The following is a 14,748-nucleotide window of genomic DNA, read 5'->3' as shown; positions in this document are numbered from 1 at the left end:
TTTTCGTGACCCGGAGCGCAGCGTACTAACCGTACGCGAGCACCGGAAGCACGGAAAACCGCCATTTTCAGGCGGCCAGGGCGGAATGGCGAGCGGCCCTACAGCCGGCGCACCTCGACGCCGTACTTGCGGATGGCGTAGCCGATCTGGCGCGGGGTGAGGCCCAGCCTGCGCGCGGCCTTGGCTTGCACCCAGCCGGTCGCTTCCAGCGTATCGACCAGTTCGCGGCGGCCAACCTTGACGTTGTCGACCGGCGCGTCCTCGCTGTCCTCCTCCTCGTCGTCCAGCGTCAGCCGGCGCGGCGGCTCGGGCGCGGTCTGGGCAAGGTCGCGCGGGCGCGGCTGCACGATCGGGAACGGCGGCGAGACGGCGGATTTCCACAAGGTCGCCGAAAGGCATTCGTCGTTGCGGCAGGCGAAGTCATCCTCGCCGATACGGTCGTCATGCGCGAGCGTCGCGGTGCGGCGGATGCAATTCTCCAGTTCGCGGACATTGCCGGGGAAATAGCAGCTTTCCAGCACGCGGATCGCCGAGGGAGACAGCTGGTGCGCGGTATGGTGCTCCTCATCGAAGCGGCGCAGGAATTCGCGCGCCAGATCGGGAATGTCCTCGCGCCGGTCGCGCAACGCGGGCAGCCGCACCGAGACGACGTTGATCCGGTAATACAGATCCGCGCGGAATTCGCCCCTGGCGACGGCTTCCTCAAGGTTCCGGTTGGTCGCGCAGACCAGCCGGACGTCGACCTTGATCGTCTGGTTGCCGCCCACCCGCTCGAACTCGCCTTCCTGCAGCACGCGCAGCAGCTTGACCTGGAAGGCGGGCGAAGTGTCGCCGATCTCGTCCAGGAACAGCGTCCCGCCATCGGCCAGTTCGAAGCGTCCCTTGCGCTGGGCGACGGCGCCGGTGAAGGCTCCCTTTTCGTGGCCGAACAGTTCGGATTCCAGCACCGATTCGGGCAAGGCGGCACAGTTGAGCTTGATGAAGGGCTTCTTGGCGCGAGGCGAGAAATCGTGCGCGGCCCGCGCGAACAGTTCCTTGCCGGTGCCCGATTCCCCGCGCAGCAAGACGGCCGAGTGGCTGCGCGCGACCAGCCGGATCTGGTCGAGCGCGTGCTTGAGCGCGGCGCTGGAGCCGACGATGCCGACATCGCTGACCTTGCCCCGGCCCGACGCGGGCACCGCCGGTTCCCGCACCAGTTCCTTTTCCAGCCGGCGCTGCTGGTCCATCAGCCGCTCGCGATCGCGCTGCACCATTTCGAGCAGGCGGATGGTCTGGCCGATCAGGTTGGCCACCATGGTCAGGAACCGCACGTCCTCGTCGGCGGCATGATAGGTCGTGGTCTCGTCCCAGATCTGCTCGATCGTCAGCGTGCCGACCACCTTGTTGCGATCCTTGATCGGCACGCCGATGAACGAGACGCGGCCGTCCAGCGGCAGCGGCCCGTCGAAGGACCACTCGGGAAACAGGGCGCTGGTTTCCATGTTATGGACCACCACCGGCATCCCGGTGCCGCAGATCTGCGCCACTGCCCGTTCCGGCACCCGGCCCAGCCAGGCGCGGGCGCGCTCCTCGCTCCAGCCGATGCCGACGACGTTGAGCGGGACGCCGCGCTCGTCCACCAGCGTCACCAGGCCGTGCCGCATGTCGAGGAAGCTGGACAGCAGCGTCAGGACATTGGCCAGCGTCGATTCCAGCCGGCCCGGCACCGCGAGCACCTTGGAAATCTCGTAGACGCCGCGCAACGCGATGTCCGCGCGCGTATGGCTCGGTTGACGGCTGTAGGAACTCACGATCGGTCCGGGTATGTCTGGTCTGGCCTTACCGGCAAAGCTGCCCATGACGGAAACCTTTCTGCCGTCAGGACATTCGCCTCCCGATCTGCCGCTGGTGCGCCACGCTTGCCGCCGCCGCTTTGCAACAGAACCAGAAAAGTCTCAGGTTTCCGCCGATTCGACAAGCGGAATTCGGTGATCGGATCATCCAAACTTGTAAAGGACACCAAAGCCGCCGCGTGGATAGTTCCATTCGATTTCGCCGGTCTTGCGCGTAACGATGCGGCATGTCCCGCATTCGAGGCACCCGTCGGCGGCGACTTCCACTTGCCCGGATTCGGTGGTGGTATAGCAGCCGGCCGGGCACAGCGTGATCATCGCCAGCAGGCTGGCCGATGGCACATCATGCGGCCGCACCTTGATATGCGGCCTGCCGGCATCGACCAGATAGCGGTTCTGGAACAGTTTTTCCTCTACCTTGGCGCGCGGCGCCGTCACTGCATTGCTCATCGCCATGCCCTCACCAGGTTGAAAGCGTCGCCCAGCATACCCCAGAGCGTGCGGGTTTCGCGGAAGTTGCGGTAGATCGCCTGTTCCTTGGATTTCTTGTCCGTGCCGTCGACGCGGAACCAGGTCTGCATCGCCTGGCTGACCAGCCGGGGATAGGCCCCGAAGAACGCGCCTTTCCTGGCGTGGAGCAGGGCTGGGATGCCCTGGTACTTCTTCAGATCCTTCATGACGAAGGTCTGTTCCAGCCGCTTCTCGTAATCCTTGAGCGCCGCCGCCGTCATCGGCTCGCGCTTGCGGGTCAGCGCGACGACCGTCTCGGCCGCGACCCGGCCGGTGGTCATGGCAAGGTTCGAGCCCTCGCGATGCACCGCGTTGACGAATTGCCCGGCGTCGCCGACGACGATCCAGCCCGGCCCGGTCAGCCGCGGGATCGCCCGGTAGCCCCCCTCGGGGATCAGGTGCGCGGCATATTCCTTGCACTCGCTGCCCGCCAGCAGCGGCTTGATCGAGGGATGGTTCTTGAACGCCTCCAGCAGTTCGTTGGGCGTCACGTCGCTCTCGGCGAAGTCCGAGACGATGCAGCCGATGCCGACCGAGATCGATTCCTCGTTGGTGTAGAGAAAGCCGGTGCCCGTCATCCCCCGGGTGATCGTGCCCATGGCCTCGATCACCACGCCTTCGTTGCCGGTGAGGTTGAAGCGCGCCTCGATCGTCTCGCGCGGCAGGAAGTGCATTTCCTTGACCGCGAGCGCGACGCTGTCGGGCGAAACCTCGTCACGCAGGCCCGAACGCTGGCCGACGAGCCCGTTCACGCCTTCGGCCAGGATCACGACATTGGCCATGATCGGGCTGCCCTGCCGGTCGGTGCGCACGCCGATGACCTGGCCCGAGAGATCCTTGACCAGCTCGGTCACGGTCGTCTCGAACAGCACCAGCGCGCCCGCCTCGCGGACCTTGGAACTGAACCATTTGTCGAACTGCGCGCGCAGGATGGTGTAGCGGTTGGGCTTTTCCTCGTTGAAATCCTCGGACCGATAATGCGCGCCGGTGTGGGACTTGTCGTCCATCATCCACATGCGCTGTTCGATAACGTGGCGTTCGAGCGGGGCATCCTCGCGGAAATCGGGGATGATCTTCTCCAGCGCATCGGCATAGAGGATCGCGCCCTGCACGTTCTTGGAGCCGGAATACTCGCCGCGCTCGATCTGGAGGACGTTGAGCCCCTCCCTGGCCATCGTATAGGCGGCGGCATTGCCCGAAGGCCCCGCCCCCACCACGATCGCGTCGAACTTCTCCTCGATCATTGTCCGGTCCTCCTCAGCTTGCGAGCCGGTTGACGCGCAGGCGCCGGGCAAATGCCTGGCTGAGCGCCGGCAACAGCGTGACGGCATCGGCGACGATGCCGAGATGGGCGAATTCGAAGATCGGCGCGTTGGGATCGGTGTTGATCGCCACGATCACGTCCGCTCCCTCCACGCCGACGCGATGCTGGATCGCGCCCGAGATGCCGGCGGCGATATAGAGCTTGGGCCGGATGGTCTTGCCGGTCTGGCCAATCTGGCGGTCCGAGGTGATCCAGCCTTTCTGCACCAGCGGGCGCGAGCCGCCATATTCCGCGCCCAGCACTCCAGCCAGTTCCCGGATGAGCTGGAAATTCTCCGCCGAGCCGAGCCCCAGCCCGCCAGCAACGACGATATCGGCATAAGGCAGCTGTGCCTTGTCGCTGTCGCGATCGGCGATGAAATCGAGCACCTTGGTGACGATGTCGTCCTCGACCAGGCCGGGCGCGAACTCGACGATTCGGCCGGTGCGCCCCGCCTCACGCTCGGGCATGGCCAGCACCCGCGGACGCACTGTCGCCATCTGCGGCCGGAAGTTGAGGGTAAAGATCGTGCAGAGCAGCGATCCGCCGAAAGTCGGCCGGGTCGCGGCGAGCGAGCCCTCCTCGTCGATCGCCAGTTCGGTGCAATCGGCGGTCAGCCCGGTCAGCAGCGTCGTCGCGACCGAACCGGCCAGATCGCGGCCGAGGTTGGTCGCGCCCAGCAGGAGGATTTCCGGCTTGTAGGTGTTGACGATATCGGTCAGCACCCGCGTCGCGGTCTCATTGCGGTAATGCGCGAGCGCCGGGTCCTGCGCGAGATAGACGCAATCGGCGCCATATTCGAAACAGGCCACGGCCGCGTCCTCAAGGCTGGCGCGATCATCGCCCATGACCACCGCCGCCAGCTCCACCCCGCGCTTGTCGGCCAGCTTGCGGCCTTCGCCAAGCAGTTCATAGGATACCGGATGGACTTGGCCGTGCTCGATCTCCACCGCCACCCAGACGTGCTTGTACGCCTTGAAGTGCTCGGGCAGTTCCTTCTTGGTATTGGCCCTGCCACCGGCGGCCGGTGGAGCGGGCTTCTTCTCCTCAGCCATGATCTTCGCCTCCTTCAGACGTAATGGTGCGCGGCCTGTTCGTTGAGTTCGTGTTCGACCGTGGGCGCACGCGCGAAAATCGCCTCGACCAGCGCTTGCGCCTTCGCGTCGGCCGAGCCATCGGCATCGACGATCACGGCCTTCTCGGTCCGCGCGGTTGGCGCGAACACCTTCTTGACGATGGTGGGCGAGCCCCGCAGGCCGCATTTGGTCAGGTCTTCGATGCCGACATCAGTGGCGTTCCACGTCACGACCGGGGCGCGCGCGGCGATCAGCGCGTTCTCGATCGAGCCGCGCCGCATCTCGTTGGTCGCCTCCAGCATGGTGACGAGCACGGGCAGCCGGGTCTGGAGCACCTGGATGCCGCCCTCGGCCCGGCGTTCCACGCGGATCGTGCCGGCATCGAGATCGGTCTCGACAATGCGCGAGACGTAAGTGAGCTGGTTATAATCGAGCCGCTTGGCGATGCCGGGGCCGACTTGCGCGGTATCGCCGTCGATCGTCTGCTTGCCGGTGAAGATGATCTCCGGCGCGCCGAAATCGGCGGCGATCTTCCTGAGCGCCATCGACAGGGCGAAGCTGGTGGCCAGCGTATCCGAGCCGGCGAAGTAGCGGTCGGTCAGCAGCACGGCCCGGTCCGCGCCGAAGGTCAGCGCCTTGCGCAGCGAATCCGCGGCGGTCGGCGGGCCCATGGTGAGCACGGTCACGGTGGCGCCAAAGCGCTCCTTCAGCCGCAGCGCCTCTTCCAGCGCGAACAGATCGTAAGGGTTGATGATCGTCGGCACGCCCTGGCGCATGATCGTATTGGTCACCGGGTGGACGCGAATCTGCGCGCTGTCGGGAACCTGCTTGATGCACACCACGATATGCATGGGTTATTCTCCGGTCAGGGCTGAAAGGGGAACGAAGGGCCGGCTCGGCTCGGGCCTGGGCGCCACGGCGTCCTTGTGGACCTTGAACACGCGCTGCTCGATCGGCGATGAGGCGACGAAATCGGCATGGGCCTGCGCCAGATGCTCGCGGCACAACGCGAACAGCGCGGCGTCGCCGGCATCGCTCAACGCGCCTTCCACCTCGCTGCCGCGCAGGTACTGGCCCATGCGGCGCATGATGTGGAGCCGGGCGACATGGACCACGGCGGGTTCGAACGGCACGTCGAGGAAGGTGAAGAACTCCTCGGCGCTCGACAGGCCCTGCAGTTCGTCAAGCAGGCTCATGGCGGTCCTCCGTTTCGCGGACCGGACGCTCGCGCCGGCCCGCCTCGCGATGCGCCAGCCGCGCTTCGAGAAAGTCGATCCGGTCGAGAAGCTCGGAAATCGCGTCGCCCACCGGGTCGGGCATCAGGTGATGGTCCAGGTCGATCCGGCCCGAGAGCCGCCGCCGCTCGCCTTGCGGGCGCACCAGGCGGCCGGGGATGCCGATCACCGTCATGCCCGGCGGCACCGGATCGACGACGACGCTGTTCGCGCCGACCCGCGCGCCCTTGCCGATCGTGATCGGCCCCAGGATCTTCGCGCCGCAGCCAACCAGCACGCCGTCTTCCAGTGTCGGATGGCGCTTTCCCGGCGACCAGCTCGTGCCGCCCAGCGTGACGCCGTGATAAAGCGTCACGTCGTTGCCGATCTCGGCGGTCTCGCCGATCACCACGCCGGCGCCATGATCGATGAAGAAGCGCGCGCCGATCCGCGCCGCCGGATGAATATCGACATTGGTCAGCAGCCGCGCCACCCACGCGAGAAAGCGCGCGGGAAAGCGCAGCCGGGCCCGCCACAGCCGGTTGGCGATGCGGTGCCAGATGATGGCGTGCACGCCCGGATAAGTCAGCGCGATTTCCCACCGCCCCCCGGCCGCCGGATCGCGCGCCGCGACGCAAGCGATATCGTCGCGCGCCAAGGCAAGGAGCGATGGCTGGCGGCGGGCGATGGGTACCCGGTCGAAGGGGGGGGCGGCGGGCATCAGGCCATGCCCTGCGGTTCGGCGCTGGCGAGATGGAGCGCGGCAAGTTCGGTGACGCCGATGCTCTGCTTGGTGCGTTGCGCGCGTTCGCGCACTTCGGCGAGAATGCGCGCGATGCGTTCATGATCGGCTTCGAGGCCGATCGAGCGCAGCATCGAGCGCACCGCCGCGCGGCCCGAATGCTTGCCCAGCACGATCCGCCGCTCGCGCCCGAACTTCGCCGGGTCGAGCGCCTCGTACGTGCCGGCATCGCGCAGCAGGCCGGAGACGTGAATGCCCGATTCGTGCGTGAAGATCATCGAGCCGACGATCGGCTTGCTTTCGGGAATCGCGCGGCGTGAGGCATCCGACACCATCTGGGCCAGCGCCGGCAGCCGGGTGAGGTCCACCCCGGTCGCAAGGCCGAGCGTCTCACCCAGCGCCGTCACCACTTCCTCCAGCGCGGCATTGCCCGCCCGCTCGCCCAGGCCAAGCACGCAGACGCTGGCATGGGTGGCGCCGCCGCGCACCGCCGCGAGCGTGTTCGCGGTGGCAAGGCCCAGGTCATCGTGCCCGTGGAATTCCAGCTCGATATCGGTCTCGCGCGCCAGTTCGCGGAAGATGTCGCAAGTGCGGAACGGATCGAGCACGCCGAGCGTGTCGGCGAAGCGGAAGCGGTGGCCGCCGGCTTCCTCGATGGCGACGACGACGCGCTTGAGGAAATCCATGTCGGCCCGGCTCGCATCCTCGCCGCCGATTGACACGCGCAGGCCAAGATCGCGGGCATAGCCGACGACATCGGCGATCCGCGCGAGCACGTCGGCGCGGCCAGTGCCGAACTTGGCGCGGATCTGGCGATCGGACACGGGCACCGAAAGATGCACGCGCCCGGTTCCGGTCAGCAGCGCCCGGCCGGCGTCGTCGCGGGTCATGCGGCACCAGGGGATGATCGCGGCACGCTCGACCCGATCGACCATGGCGGCGATGGCCTCGATCTCCTGCGGGCCCATGGCCGGCGTTCCCGCCTCGATCTCGTCAACTCCGGCCGCGTCGAGCGCGGCGGCGATCGCCAGCTTTTCCTCGAAAGTGAAGGCGACGCCGGGCGATTGCTCGCCATCGCGCAGCGTGCTGTCGTTGATGACGATCGGGAGCTTCAGTCCGGCCATGGCGTGATCCTTCCTCAGGCGTAAGTCGGGTTGAACGCGCCGGCGGCCTTGTCGCGCTCGCGCCAGAAGGGCGACATCTCGCGCAGGCGCTCGATGATCGGCGGCATTGCTTCGAGCACCCGGTCGACGTCGATCTCGCTGTTTTCGCGGCTGAACGAGAAGCGGATCGCGCCATGGGCCGCCGTGTAAGGCACGTTCATCGCGCGCAGCACGTGGCTGGGTTCGAGCGAGCCCGAGGTGCAGGCCGAGCCGGATGACGCGGCGATGCCCTCGCGGTTCATCAGCAGCAGGATCGCCTCGCCCTCGATATATTCGAAAGCGACATTGGCGGTATTGGGCAGGCGGTTGTCGGGATCGCCGGTGACGAACGAATTGCCGATCCGCTGGAGCAGCCCCTGTTCGAGCCGGTCACGCAAGGCGGCGACGCGCGTCTGCTCGTCCGCCATGTGCGCCAGCGCCAGTTCGGCCGCCCGGCCCAACCCGATGATCGCCGGCACGTTCTCGGTACCGGCGCGCCGGCCGCGCTCCTGATGGCCGCCGCGAACGAGCGGGCGCAGGCGGACGCCCTTGCGCACAAAGAGTGCGCCCACGCCCTTGGGCCCGTGCAGCTTGTGGCCGGAGAGCGAGAGCATATCGATTTCCGAGGTCTTGAGGTCGATGGGAATCTTGCCCACCGCCTGCACGGCGTCGGTATGAAACAGCGCTCCGGCCTGGTGGGCCAGCGCGGCGAGCTGCTCGACCGGGAAGATCGTCCCGGTCTCGTTGTTGGCCCACATGATCGAGACGATCGCGGTCTTCGGGCCGAGCGCCTTGCGGTAGGCCTCGATATCGAGCCGGCCCTTGGCGTCGACGCCGATTACGTGGACCTTGGCCCGCCCGGTCTTTTCGAGATGCGCGACAAGGCTCAGCACCGCCGGATGCTCGACCGCCGAAGTCACGACCTCGTCGCGATCTCCCTGCGTTTCGAGTGCCGAGAGGATCGCCATGTTGTCGGCTTCGGTCCCGCCCGAGGTATAGACGATCTCATGGTCGAACTCGGCGCCGAGCAGCGCCTGGAGCTGTTTGCGGGCAGTGGCCATCGCGCCGCCGACCTCGGCGCCGAACGCGTGCATCGAGGAGGCGTTGCCGAACTGCTCGGTGAAGAAGGGCAACATCGCCGCCACCACTTCCGGGTCGGTGCGGGTGGTCGCGTTGTTGTCGAGATAGACCGGTTCCATGGCGGCGTGCCTTTCCTGTTCGATCAGTGCACGGGGGCGGCGGGAACGACGATGAGCGGCACGCCCACGGCCTCGACCAGCCGGGCCTGCACACCTTCGATCGTCGCGCTGGAGAGGTGGCAGCCGACGCAGGCGCCGGTGAGCTTGACGATCACCCGGTTGCCGTCGACATCGACCAGCTCGCAATCGCCGCCGTCGCGCTGGAGCGAGGGGCGGATCGTCTCGATCGTCTCTTCGATCAGGCGGATCTTCTGCAGCGTGGTCAGCGGCGCGCCCTTCGCCCTGGCGCCGGCCGGCGCGATCGGCGCGACCTTCTTCGGCTTGCCAGGACGCGGCATGGCGCCCGGCACGAAGGCCCGGTCCGCCGCCAGATCGCCTGTGGCCACCATCTCGGCATTGACGCGCTCAAGCACGCCTTCGATGCCCTCGGCGCAAGTCGAGCAGCCGCCGCCCGCCTTGGTGTAGTTGGTGATCTCGTCCAGGCTGGTGAGGCCGTTGGCGCGCACGGTGCGCTCGATCATGGCTTCGTCGATGCCGAAGCACTTGCAGATCAGCGCGCCTTCCTCATGGTCGTCGACCCATTCGACGCCGCGATAATTGGCCACGGCCGCCTGCAGCGCCTCGTAGCCCATGACCGAGCAGTGCATCTTCTCGGGCGGCAACCCGCCAAGGAAATCGGCGATATCCTGGTTCGAGATGGTCATCGCCTCCTCGATCGTCTTGCCGATGATCAGTTCCGTCAGCGCCGAGGAAGACGCGATCGCCGAGCCGCAGCCGAAGGTCTGGAAGCGGGCGTCTGTGATCAACTGGGTGGGTTCGTCCACCTTGATCATCAGGCGCAGCGCATCGCCGCAGCTGATCGCGCCGACATCGCCGACGCCGTCGGCGTCTTCCAGCACCCCGCTGTTCTTGGGGTTGAAGAAGTAGTCTTTGACCTTGTCACTGTATTCCCACATTGCCGGTCTCCCTCAACCGAAGGACTTGCCGCACGAGCAGCGGTTGCTTGCGTTCGGATTCTCGAAAGTGAAGCCCGAGCCTTCGAGCGCCACGACGAAGTCGATGACGGTGCCCTCGATCAGCGGCTGGCTGACGGGATCGATGAACACCGCGACGCCGTCGTTCTGGATCACGACGTCGTCGGCATCGGGCGCGCCGACCAGGCCCATCATGTATTTGTAGCCGGCGCAGCCGCCCGCCTCGACCTGGATGCGCAGCCCCGCCGGGGTGGCTGCGGCCTTGGCGATCGCGGTGCGGACCGCTTCGATGGCGCTGTCGGTAAGGACGATCATGGCCTGCTCCGCTGGGACTGTTCCTGACGGCCTTGCAGCAAGCCCCGTGCCAATTGCGAAATCGCCCGCATTTCGGGGACGGGAAAGGCTTCGCGACACGCGCCGCATGTCGGATTCGTCACAATCGAGACAGCGGTCTTGTTGCGTTGCACACAAAGCGGAGCGGCCGGATCGCGCATTCGCCCGGGGAAAGGAAAACGGCGCGGTTCGTGCATGACGGGCCAGGCTCAACCCGGCGCGGTGCAAACCCTGCCCTGCAACCCAAGGAAACCCAGATGTCGACTCTCTCCGCCGTCCGGCTCGAAGACACCGCCTTCGGCACGCTGGCCGCCCAGCACCGCCTGCTCAACGCTGTCCTCAAGGAGCCGCTGCCCAGGGCCGGAACTTTCGGCTTTCGCGGCGATATCGCCCTCGCCTTCCAGGATCAGGTCGCCGACGAGGCGCGCCCGCCGGCCTATTCGGTGGAGCAGGTGCTTGCCGTCGCCGACAGCGCGACCGGCAAGATCCCGGTGCTCGCCGGCTATCTGCACAATTTCGCCTGGCTGAAGGACGTGGGCGACGTGCTGGGCGACGTCCTCGTGCCGGAAGGGACTTATGTGTTCTTCGTCAACAACATCGACTTCCTGAAGAAGTATTCGGTGCCGCTGCCCGGCGGCGTGATCGCGCGCGTGCTGCCGCTCGACGAATCCACCGTGTGGAAGGAAACGCTCGAACTCGTCGGCATCGACAAGAACGACGTGAAGAAGATGAACGGCGCCGGGAAGCTTGAATACGTGCTCGATGCACTCGCGGGCGCGAAGCTCGAATTCCCGATGCTGGGCTATGAGGACGGCGTCGCGATCATGGAACCGGTGCGCAACCGCAACGAGAACCGCCCGGTCTGATCCGCGGCGACGGGGCGGGCGCGCCTGCGCGTCAGGCGGCCTGCTCGCCCCAGTGCCTCAGCCGCGCGAGCCACTTCTCGCGGTGCCGCGCCGGGCCGCCCACCGATCCGATGATCGCATAGCGCACCGGATGGATGCCGACGAATTCCAGGATGTTGCGCTTGAAGCTCTTCACCCCGTGCCCGCCGTAGTAATAGGAATAGATCGGCGTCGGCGTCCCCATCGAAACCACCAGTCGCGCCGAACGGCCCGCGAGCCGGCCTTGCGGGAAGCCGTGCTCCTTCGGCACGAAGGCGAACTCGGGCCGGGCGACCTGCTCCAGGAATGCCTTGAAATAGGCCGGGGCATCGCCGAGCCAGAGCGGGAACAGGATAAGCAGGTGCTCGGCCCAGAGGATGTCCTGCTGCGCTTTCGCGATATCCTCGGGCAAGGCATTGTCGTGATACTGCTGTTCGGAGCGGATCAGCGGGAATTCCAGCGCGGCGACATCCAGCCGCCGCACCTCGTGGCCGCTTGTCGCGGCGCCCGCCGCATAAGCATCGGCCGCGACATGGAGGAAATGCCGCCCGCTGTCGGGATGGCCGTTGATGACGAGAATGCGAGTCATGTCCGCAGGCTACCCGGCCGGCGGCGACATGCCTTGATCACGGTCAAGCGGGCGGCGGACAGGTCGGTTATTCGAGCCCCTGCCCGCTGTCGACATCGTCGTCCTCGACCAGCGTGCCCCCCGCCAGACAGATGTCGCCCTCGGCGTCGATCGAGACGTCGATCGCGGCAAGCCGCGCGCCCAGGCACGGCCCCTCGACGCATTCGCCGGAGCCGAGATCGAACAGCGCGCCGTGCTTGCCGCACTGGATGCGGGTTCCCGCGCCGTCGAGAAACTCGCCGCGTTCCCAGTCGAGGTTGGTGTCCTGGTGCGGGCAACGGTTCTCGTAAGCGCGCACGTTGCGGCCCCAGCGCAGCACGAAGATCGGCCAGGGGCGCACCGTGCCGCTCCCGTCGCGCCTGGCGAGCACGAAGGGAACGGCACGGCGGTTGGGAATGTCCTGCGCCGCGCAGATCGCGAAGACCGCTCCGGTCATGTCGTCTGTGGCGCCGGCTTGGGCAGCGGCAGCAGCCCCATGCGGAAGCTCTGCGTCATGTGCCGCGCGCGCTTCATCGCGGTTTCGGCCAACCCGGCCGGGAGAGTTTCCGCCACCGCCTGTTCGAAGGCCGCCATCCAGCGGGTGAAGTGGTCTTCCTCCACCTTGAGGCCAACGTGATGCACGTAAGGCGTGCCGCGCCGGTAGCGGTCGGTCCCCAGCAGCGAGTGCGACCAGAAATCGGCGACGATGCCATAGTGCTCGGCGAAATCGGCGATCTTGGCACGGAACATCGGGCCCAGCAGGCTATCGGCCAGGCACAGGTCATAGAAGCGGCGCACCATCGCCATGATCGCCGCTTCGGGATCGCCATCGCCGCTCATATCCGCGCCTCCATCGCGCCGGTACGCCCGTTGGCGATCCGCGCCAGCAGCGCCTCGCCGTCCTCGCTGCCGAAGCAGGCCTCGAAATCGTCGCACTCGGTGCAGACCGGCGCGGCGCAGAGGCGGAACCCCTCGGACGAGCACATCATGCGATAAAAGAACTTCTTCCACTTCATGTCGGCCGAATTGCGGCGGGCAAGGCGCGGGAAATGCAGTTCCATCAGCATGGACAGCTCGCCCCGATCGCCCAGCCCCAGATCCTGCCACAAGTGGTTGGGCCGCTGGCAGCGCCGCGCGATCATCCGGGCGAGCAACAGTTCCAGCACCGAGGCCTGCGCCGCATTCATCCACAGGATGTCGCGCAGCGCCTGCTCTTCCTGCGTGAGCATCGGCCGGCCGGCGATCTCGATCCGCGCCTCGGGAAAGCACTGCGCGATCAGCTCGGCCAGCTCACCATCGTCGAGGCCGATCGCCTCGCACAGCGATGTGCCCTCGGCCTGGGCCTCGGCCACGGCGAGCGCCATGATCGAGGCGGCGACATGCGTATCGAACAGCGCCGCCCCGGCCTTCGTGCCAAGCCAGAGCAGTTCGGCGTAGATGTCTCCGGCCCGGCTCATGTTCAGGTCTCCGCGATCATGCCGCCAGAGCGTGGGTCTGGCAATTGGTGGGGCAAACGCGCGCGCAGGCGCCGCAGCCGATGCAGGCATCGGGATCGGACATGGCCATGACCCGCTTCTCGATATCCTCCTCGTCGTCATCCTCTTCAAGCTCGACGATGTCGCCATCGCCGGTAAGGCCCTTGAGCGTCATCACGTCCCGCCCGCAGACCTTGAAGCAGCGGCCGCAGCCGATGCACAGGTCCGGGTCGATCGCGACGAGATAGTCGGGCACCCATTCGTGCCCGCCGCGAGTCAGCAGCGCGGTCACGCCGCCGCCTCCAGCGCCTTCAGCTCGGCGCGCCTGGCATCGAGCGCGGCATAGGCATCGCGCACGCGCTGGGCCACGGCCATCACCGTCTCGACGCCGGCGGGCAGTTCCTCGGACAAGTCGTGCAAGTCCATCTTCGCCTGCATCGCCTTGGCCGAAAGCTTCTTGAGCTCGCCCTTCAGGCTCTCGATGTCGGACATGGGGGCCGCCTCCTCAATAATCGGCGACGGCGGGGAACCGCTCGATCAGGTCGATGGCCGAGGCCATCAGCTTCTCGGCCTCGGCGTTGAGCTTGTCGAGGCTGTCGAAGCCGAAGCGATGCACGTCGCGCAACTGCTTGTTCACCACCACCAGCCGCCCGGCGATCAGCACCATGCGGCCGAAGCCTTCGTGGCTCATCTTCATCATCGGCTGGACCATGCGGCGGCAGCGCCGCTCGATCTCCAGGCACAGCGCGCCATAGAACAGCTCCAGCCGCCACAGCGTATCGGGATCGGGATCGCCGATGATCGGGATCGCACGGCGCTTTTCCCTGTCGAGGATGAAGTCTTCGAGCAACTGGTGGTCGCTCTTGCGCTCCCAGTGGCCGTGGGTGTCCTGCGCGCGGATCTGGCGGACCAGCGCAGCGGCGAATCCTTCGATCACGGGCGTTTCAATAACGGTTCCGGTCATCTCACGCTTCCTCTTCTTCGAAATCGAACGCATTGGCATCGAACTGGCGCTCGCCATCGCGGGCAAGCACCTTGCGCAGCCACGGCGGCGGCGTGCCGCACAGCACTTGCCGCAGTTTTTCGAGCATTCCCTCGATCGGTTCGGGCTCGGCCACTTTCATCGGGTGGATGTTCTGCGCCACCACCCGCGCCGCGCCCGATCCGCCGATCGCGGCGACGACGAGGATCGAAACGCCCCGCAGCGCCTTCAGCTTGGGCTCCAGCTTGTCCTCGTTGCCGTCCTCGTTGAGTTCGCCGGAAAACTCCTCGACCTTGTCGAGCGACCAGCCTTCAGGCGTGAGATCATAGATCGCAAGATTGCGCGCCCAGCCGAAATGCGCGTCGATCCGTTCGAGATCCTGGGTGGCGAAGGCGACTTTCATGGGACAAGCTCCGTGCGTTGGGTTTGAAAAGAAAGGAGAAATTCAATTCATTAAAAGCTGTTGTTGACCTTG

Annotated in this window: 20 protein-coding genes; 1 reads left to right on the top strand and 19 read right to left on the bottom strand. The window is 66.5% G+C overall.

Going from position 1 to position 14,748, the window contains the following annotated elements:
- Positions 1 to 98: 98 nt before the first annotated feature.
- The 11 genes from nifA to PYV00_RS14390 form a co-directional block, all read right to left on the bottom strand.
- On the bottom strand, positions 99 to 1,790 hold the full coding sequence (nifA, locus tag PYV00_RS14440; RefSeq protein WP_275228994.1) for a nif-specific transcriptional activator NifA: 1,692 nt from the start codon (positions 1,788 to 1,790) through the stop codon (positions 99 to 101).
- A gap of 186 nt (positions 1,791 to 1,976) precedes the next feature.
- Complete coding sequence (locus PYV00_RS14435) at positions 1,977 to 2,282, bottom strand: ferredoxin family protein (protein ID WP_275228993.1); 306 nt, start codon at positions 2,280 to 2,282, stop codon at positions 1,977 to 1,979.
- A complete protein-coding gene (locus tag PYV00_RS14430; protein ID WP_275228992.1) occupies positions 2,279 to 3,586 on the bottom strand; it encodes an FAD-dependent oxidoreductase in 1,308 nt (435 codons plus the stop codon). The genes PYV00_RS14435 and PYV00_RS14430 overlap by 4 nt, the downstream gene beginning before the upstream one ends.
- A 13-nt stretch (positions 3,587 to 3,599) precedes the next feature.
- On the bottom strand, positions 3,600 to 4,700 hold the full coding sequence (locus PYV00_RS14425; protein ID WP_275228990.1) for an electron transfer flavoprotein subunit alpha/FixB family protein: 1,101 nt from the start codon (positions 4,698 to 4,700) through the stop codon (positions 3,600 to 3,602).
- Positions 4,701 to 4,714: 14 nt separating this feature from the next.
- Positions 4,715 to 5,572 carry an electron transfer flavoprotein subunit beta/FixA family protein gene (locus PYV00_RS14420; RefSeq protein ID WP_275228989.1) on the bottom strand — a complete coding sequence of 286 codons (858 nt, stop codon included), beginning with the start codon at positions 5,570 to 5,572 and terminating at the stop codon, positions 4,715 to 4,717.
- 3 nt (positions 5,573 to 5,575) lie between these two features.
- Complete coding sequence (gene nifW / locus PYV00_RS14415; RefSeq protein WP_275228988.1) at positions 5,576 to 5,917, bottom strand: nitrogenase stabilizing/protective protein NifW; 342 nt, start codon at positions 5,915 to 5,917, stop codon at positions 5,576 to 5,578.
- A complete protein-coding gene (gene cysE / locus PYV00_RS14410) occupies positions 5,904 to 6,656 on the bottom strand; it encodes a serine O-acetyltransferase (RefSeq protein WP_275228987.1) in 753 nt (250 codons plus the stop codon). The genes nifW and cysE overlap by 14 nt, the downstream gene beginning before the upstream one ends.
- Entirely contained in the window at positions 6,656 to 7,801 is a 1,146-nt protein-coding gene (gene nifV, locus PYV00_RS14405; RefSeq protein WP_275228986.1) for a homocitrate synthase, read from the bottom strand. The genes cysE and nifV overlap by 1 nt, the downstream gene beginning before the upstream one ends.
- A gap of 14 nt (positions 7,802 to 7,815) precedes the next feature.
- Positions 7,816 to 9,018, bottom strand: coding sequence for a cysteine desulfurase NifS (nifS, locus tag PYV00_RS14400; RefSeq protein WP_275228985.1), 1,203 nt, complete (start codon positions 9,016 to 9,018; stop codon positions 7,816 to 7,818).
- A 23-nt stretch (positions 9,019 to 9,041) separates the two neighbouring features.
- Entirely contained in the window at positions 9,042 to 9,974 is a 933-nt protein-coding gene (nifU, locus tag PYV00_RS14395) for a Fe-S cluster assembly protein NifU (protein WP_275228984.1), read from the bottom strand.
- 12 nt (positions 9,975 to 9,986) lie between these two features.
- Positions 9,987 to 10,307 (bottom strand): HesB/IscA family protein, encoded by a 321-nt coding sequence (locus PYV00_RS14390; RefSeq protein WP_275228983.1) that lies wholly within the window; start codon positions 10,305 to 10,307, stop codon positions 9,987 to 9,989.
- A 275-nt stretch (positions 10,308 to 10,582) separates the two neighbouring features.
- Between PYV00_RS14390 and PYV00_RS14385 the strand changes: the two genes are divergently transcribed.
- Positions 10,583 to 11,191, top strand: a complete 609-nt coding sequence (locus PYV00_RS14385) for a hypothetical protein (protein WP_275228982.1) — start codon at positions 10,583 to 10,585, stop codon at positions 11,189 to 11,191.
- A 31-nt stretch (positions 11,192 to 11,222) separates the two neighbouring features.
- On the opposite strand, the gene PYV00_RS14380 is transcribed toward PYV00_RS14385, so the two are convergent.
- From PYV00_RS14380 to nifX, 8 genes are all read right to left on the bottom strand, one after another.
- Positions 11,223 to 11,798 carry an NAD(P)H-dependent oxidoreductase gene (locus PYV00_RS14380; protein WP_275228981.1) on the bottom strand — a complete coding sequence of 192 codons (576 nt, stop codon included), beginning with the start codon at positions 11,796 to 11,798 and terminating at the stop codon, positions 11,223 to 11,225.
- A 67-nt stretch (positions 11,799 to 11,865) separates the two neighbouring features.
- A complete protein-coding gene (locus PYV00_RS14375; RefSeq protein ID WP_275228979.1) occupies positions 11,866 to 12,273 on the bottom strand; it encodes a Rieske (2Fe-2S) protein in 408 nt (135 codons plus the stop codon).
- On the bottom strand, positions 12,270 to 12,656 hold the full coding sequence (locus PYV00_RS14370) for a group III truncated hemoglobin (protein ID WP_275228978.1): 387 nt from the start codon (positions 12,654 to 12,656) through the stop codon (positions 12,270 to 12,272). The genes PYV00_RS14375 and PYV00_RS14370 overlap by 4 nt, the downstream gene beginning before the upstream one ends.
- Positions 12,653 to 13,273: a nitrogen fixation protein NifQ gene (locus PYV00_RS14365; protein ID WP_275228977.1), complete on the bottom strand. Its 621-nt coding sequence runs from the start codon at positions 13,271 to 13,273 to the stop codon at positions 12,653 to 12,655. The genes PYV00_RS14370 and PYV00_RS14365 overlap by 4 nt, the downstream gene beginning before the upstream one ends.
- Before the next feature lie 16 nt (positions 13,274 to 13,289).
- Positions 13,290 to 13,583: a ferredoxin III, nif-specific gene (gene fdxB, locus PYV00_RS14360; RefSeq protein WP_275228974.1), complete on the bottom strand. Its 294-nt coding sequence runs from the start codon at positions 13,581 to 13,583 to the stop codon at positions 13,290 to 13,292.
- Positions 13,580 to 13,783 carry a CCE_0567 family metalloprotein gene (locus tag PYV00_RS14355; protein WP_275228973.1) on the bottom strand — a complete coding sequence of 68 codons (204 nt, stop codon included), beginning with the start codon at positions 13,781 to 13,783 and terminating at the stop codon, positions 13,580 to 13,582. The genes fdxB and PYV00_RS14355 overlap by 4 nt, the downstream gene beginning before the upstream one ends.
- Before the next feature lie 13 nt (positions 13,784 to 13,796).
- Complete coding sequence (locus tag PYV00_RS14350) at positions 13,797 to 14,255, bottom strand: NifX-associated nitrogen fixation protein (RefSeq protein ID WP_275228972.1); 459 nt, start codon at positions 14,253 to 14,255, stop codon at positions 13,797 to 13,799.
- Between the two features lies 1 nt (position 14,256).
- Positions 14,257 to 14,676 (bottom strand): nitrogen fixation protein NifX, encoded by a 420-nt coding sequence (gene nifX, locus PYV00_RS14345; protein WP_275228971.1) that lies wholly within the window; start codon positions 14,674 to 14,676, stop codon positions 14,257 to 14,259.
- Positions 14,677 to 14,748: the final 72 nt, after the last annotated feature.

This window comes from Novosphingobium album (ex Liu et al. 2023) (assembly GCF_029076845.1).
Classification (GTDB): Bacteria; Pseudomonadota; Alphaproteobacteria; order Sphingomonadales; family Sphingomonadaceae; genus Novosphingobium.
This window is presented reverse-complemented; position numbering and strand designations above follow the sequence as displayed.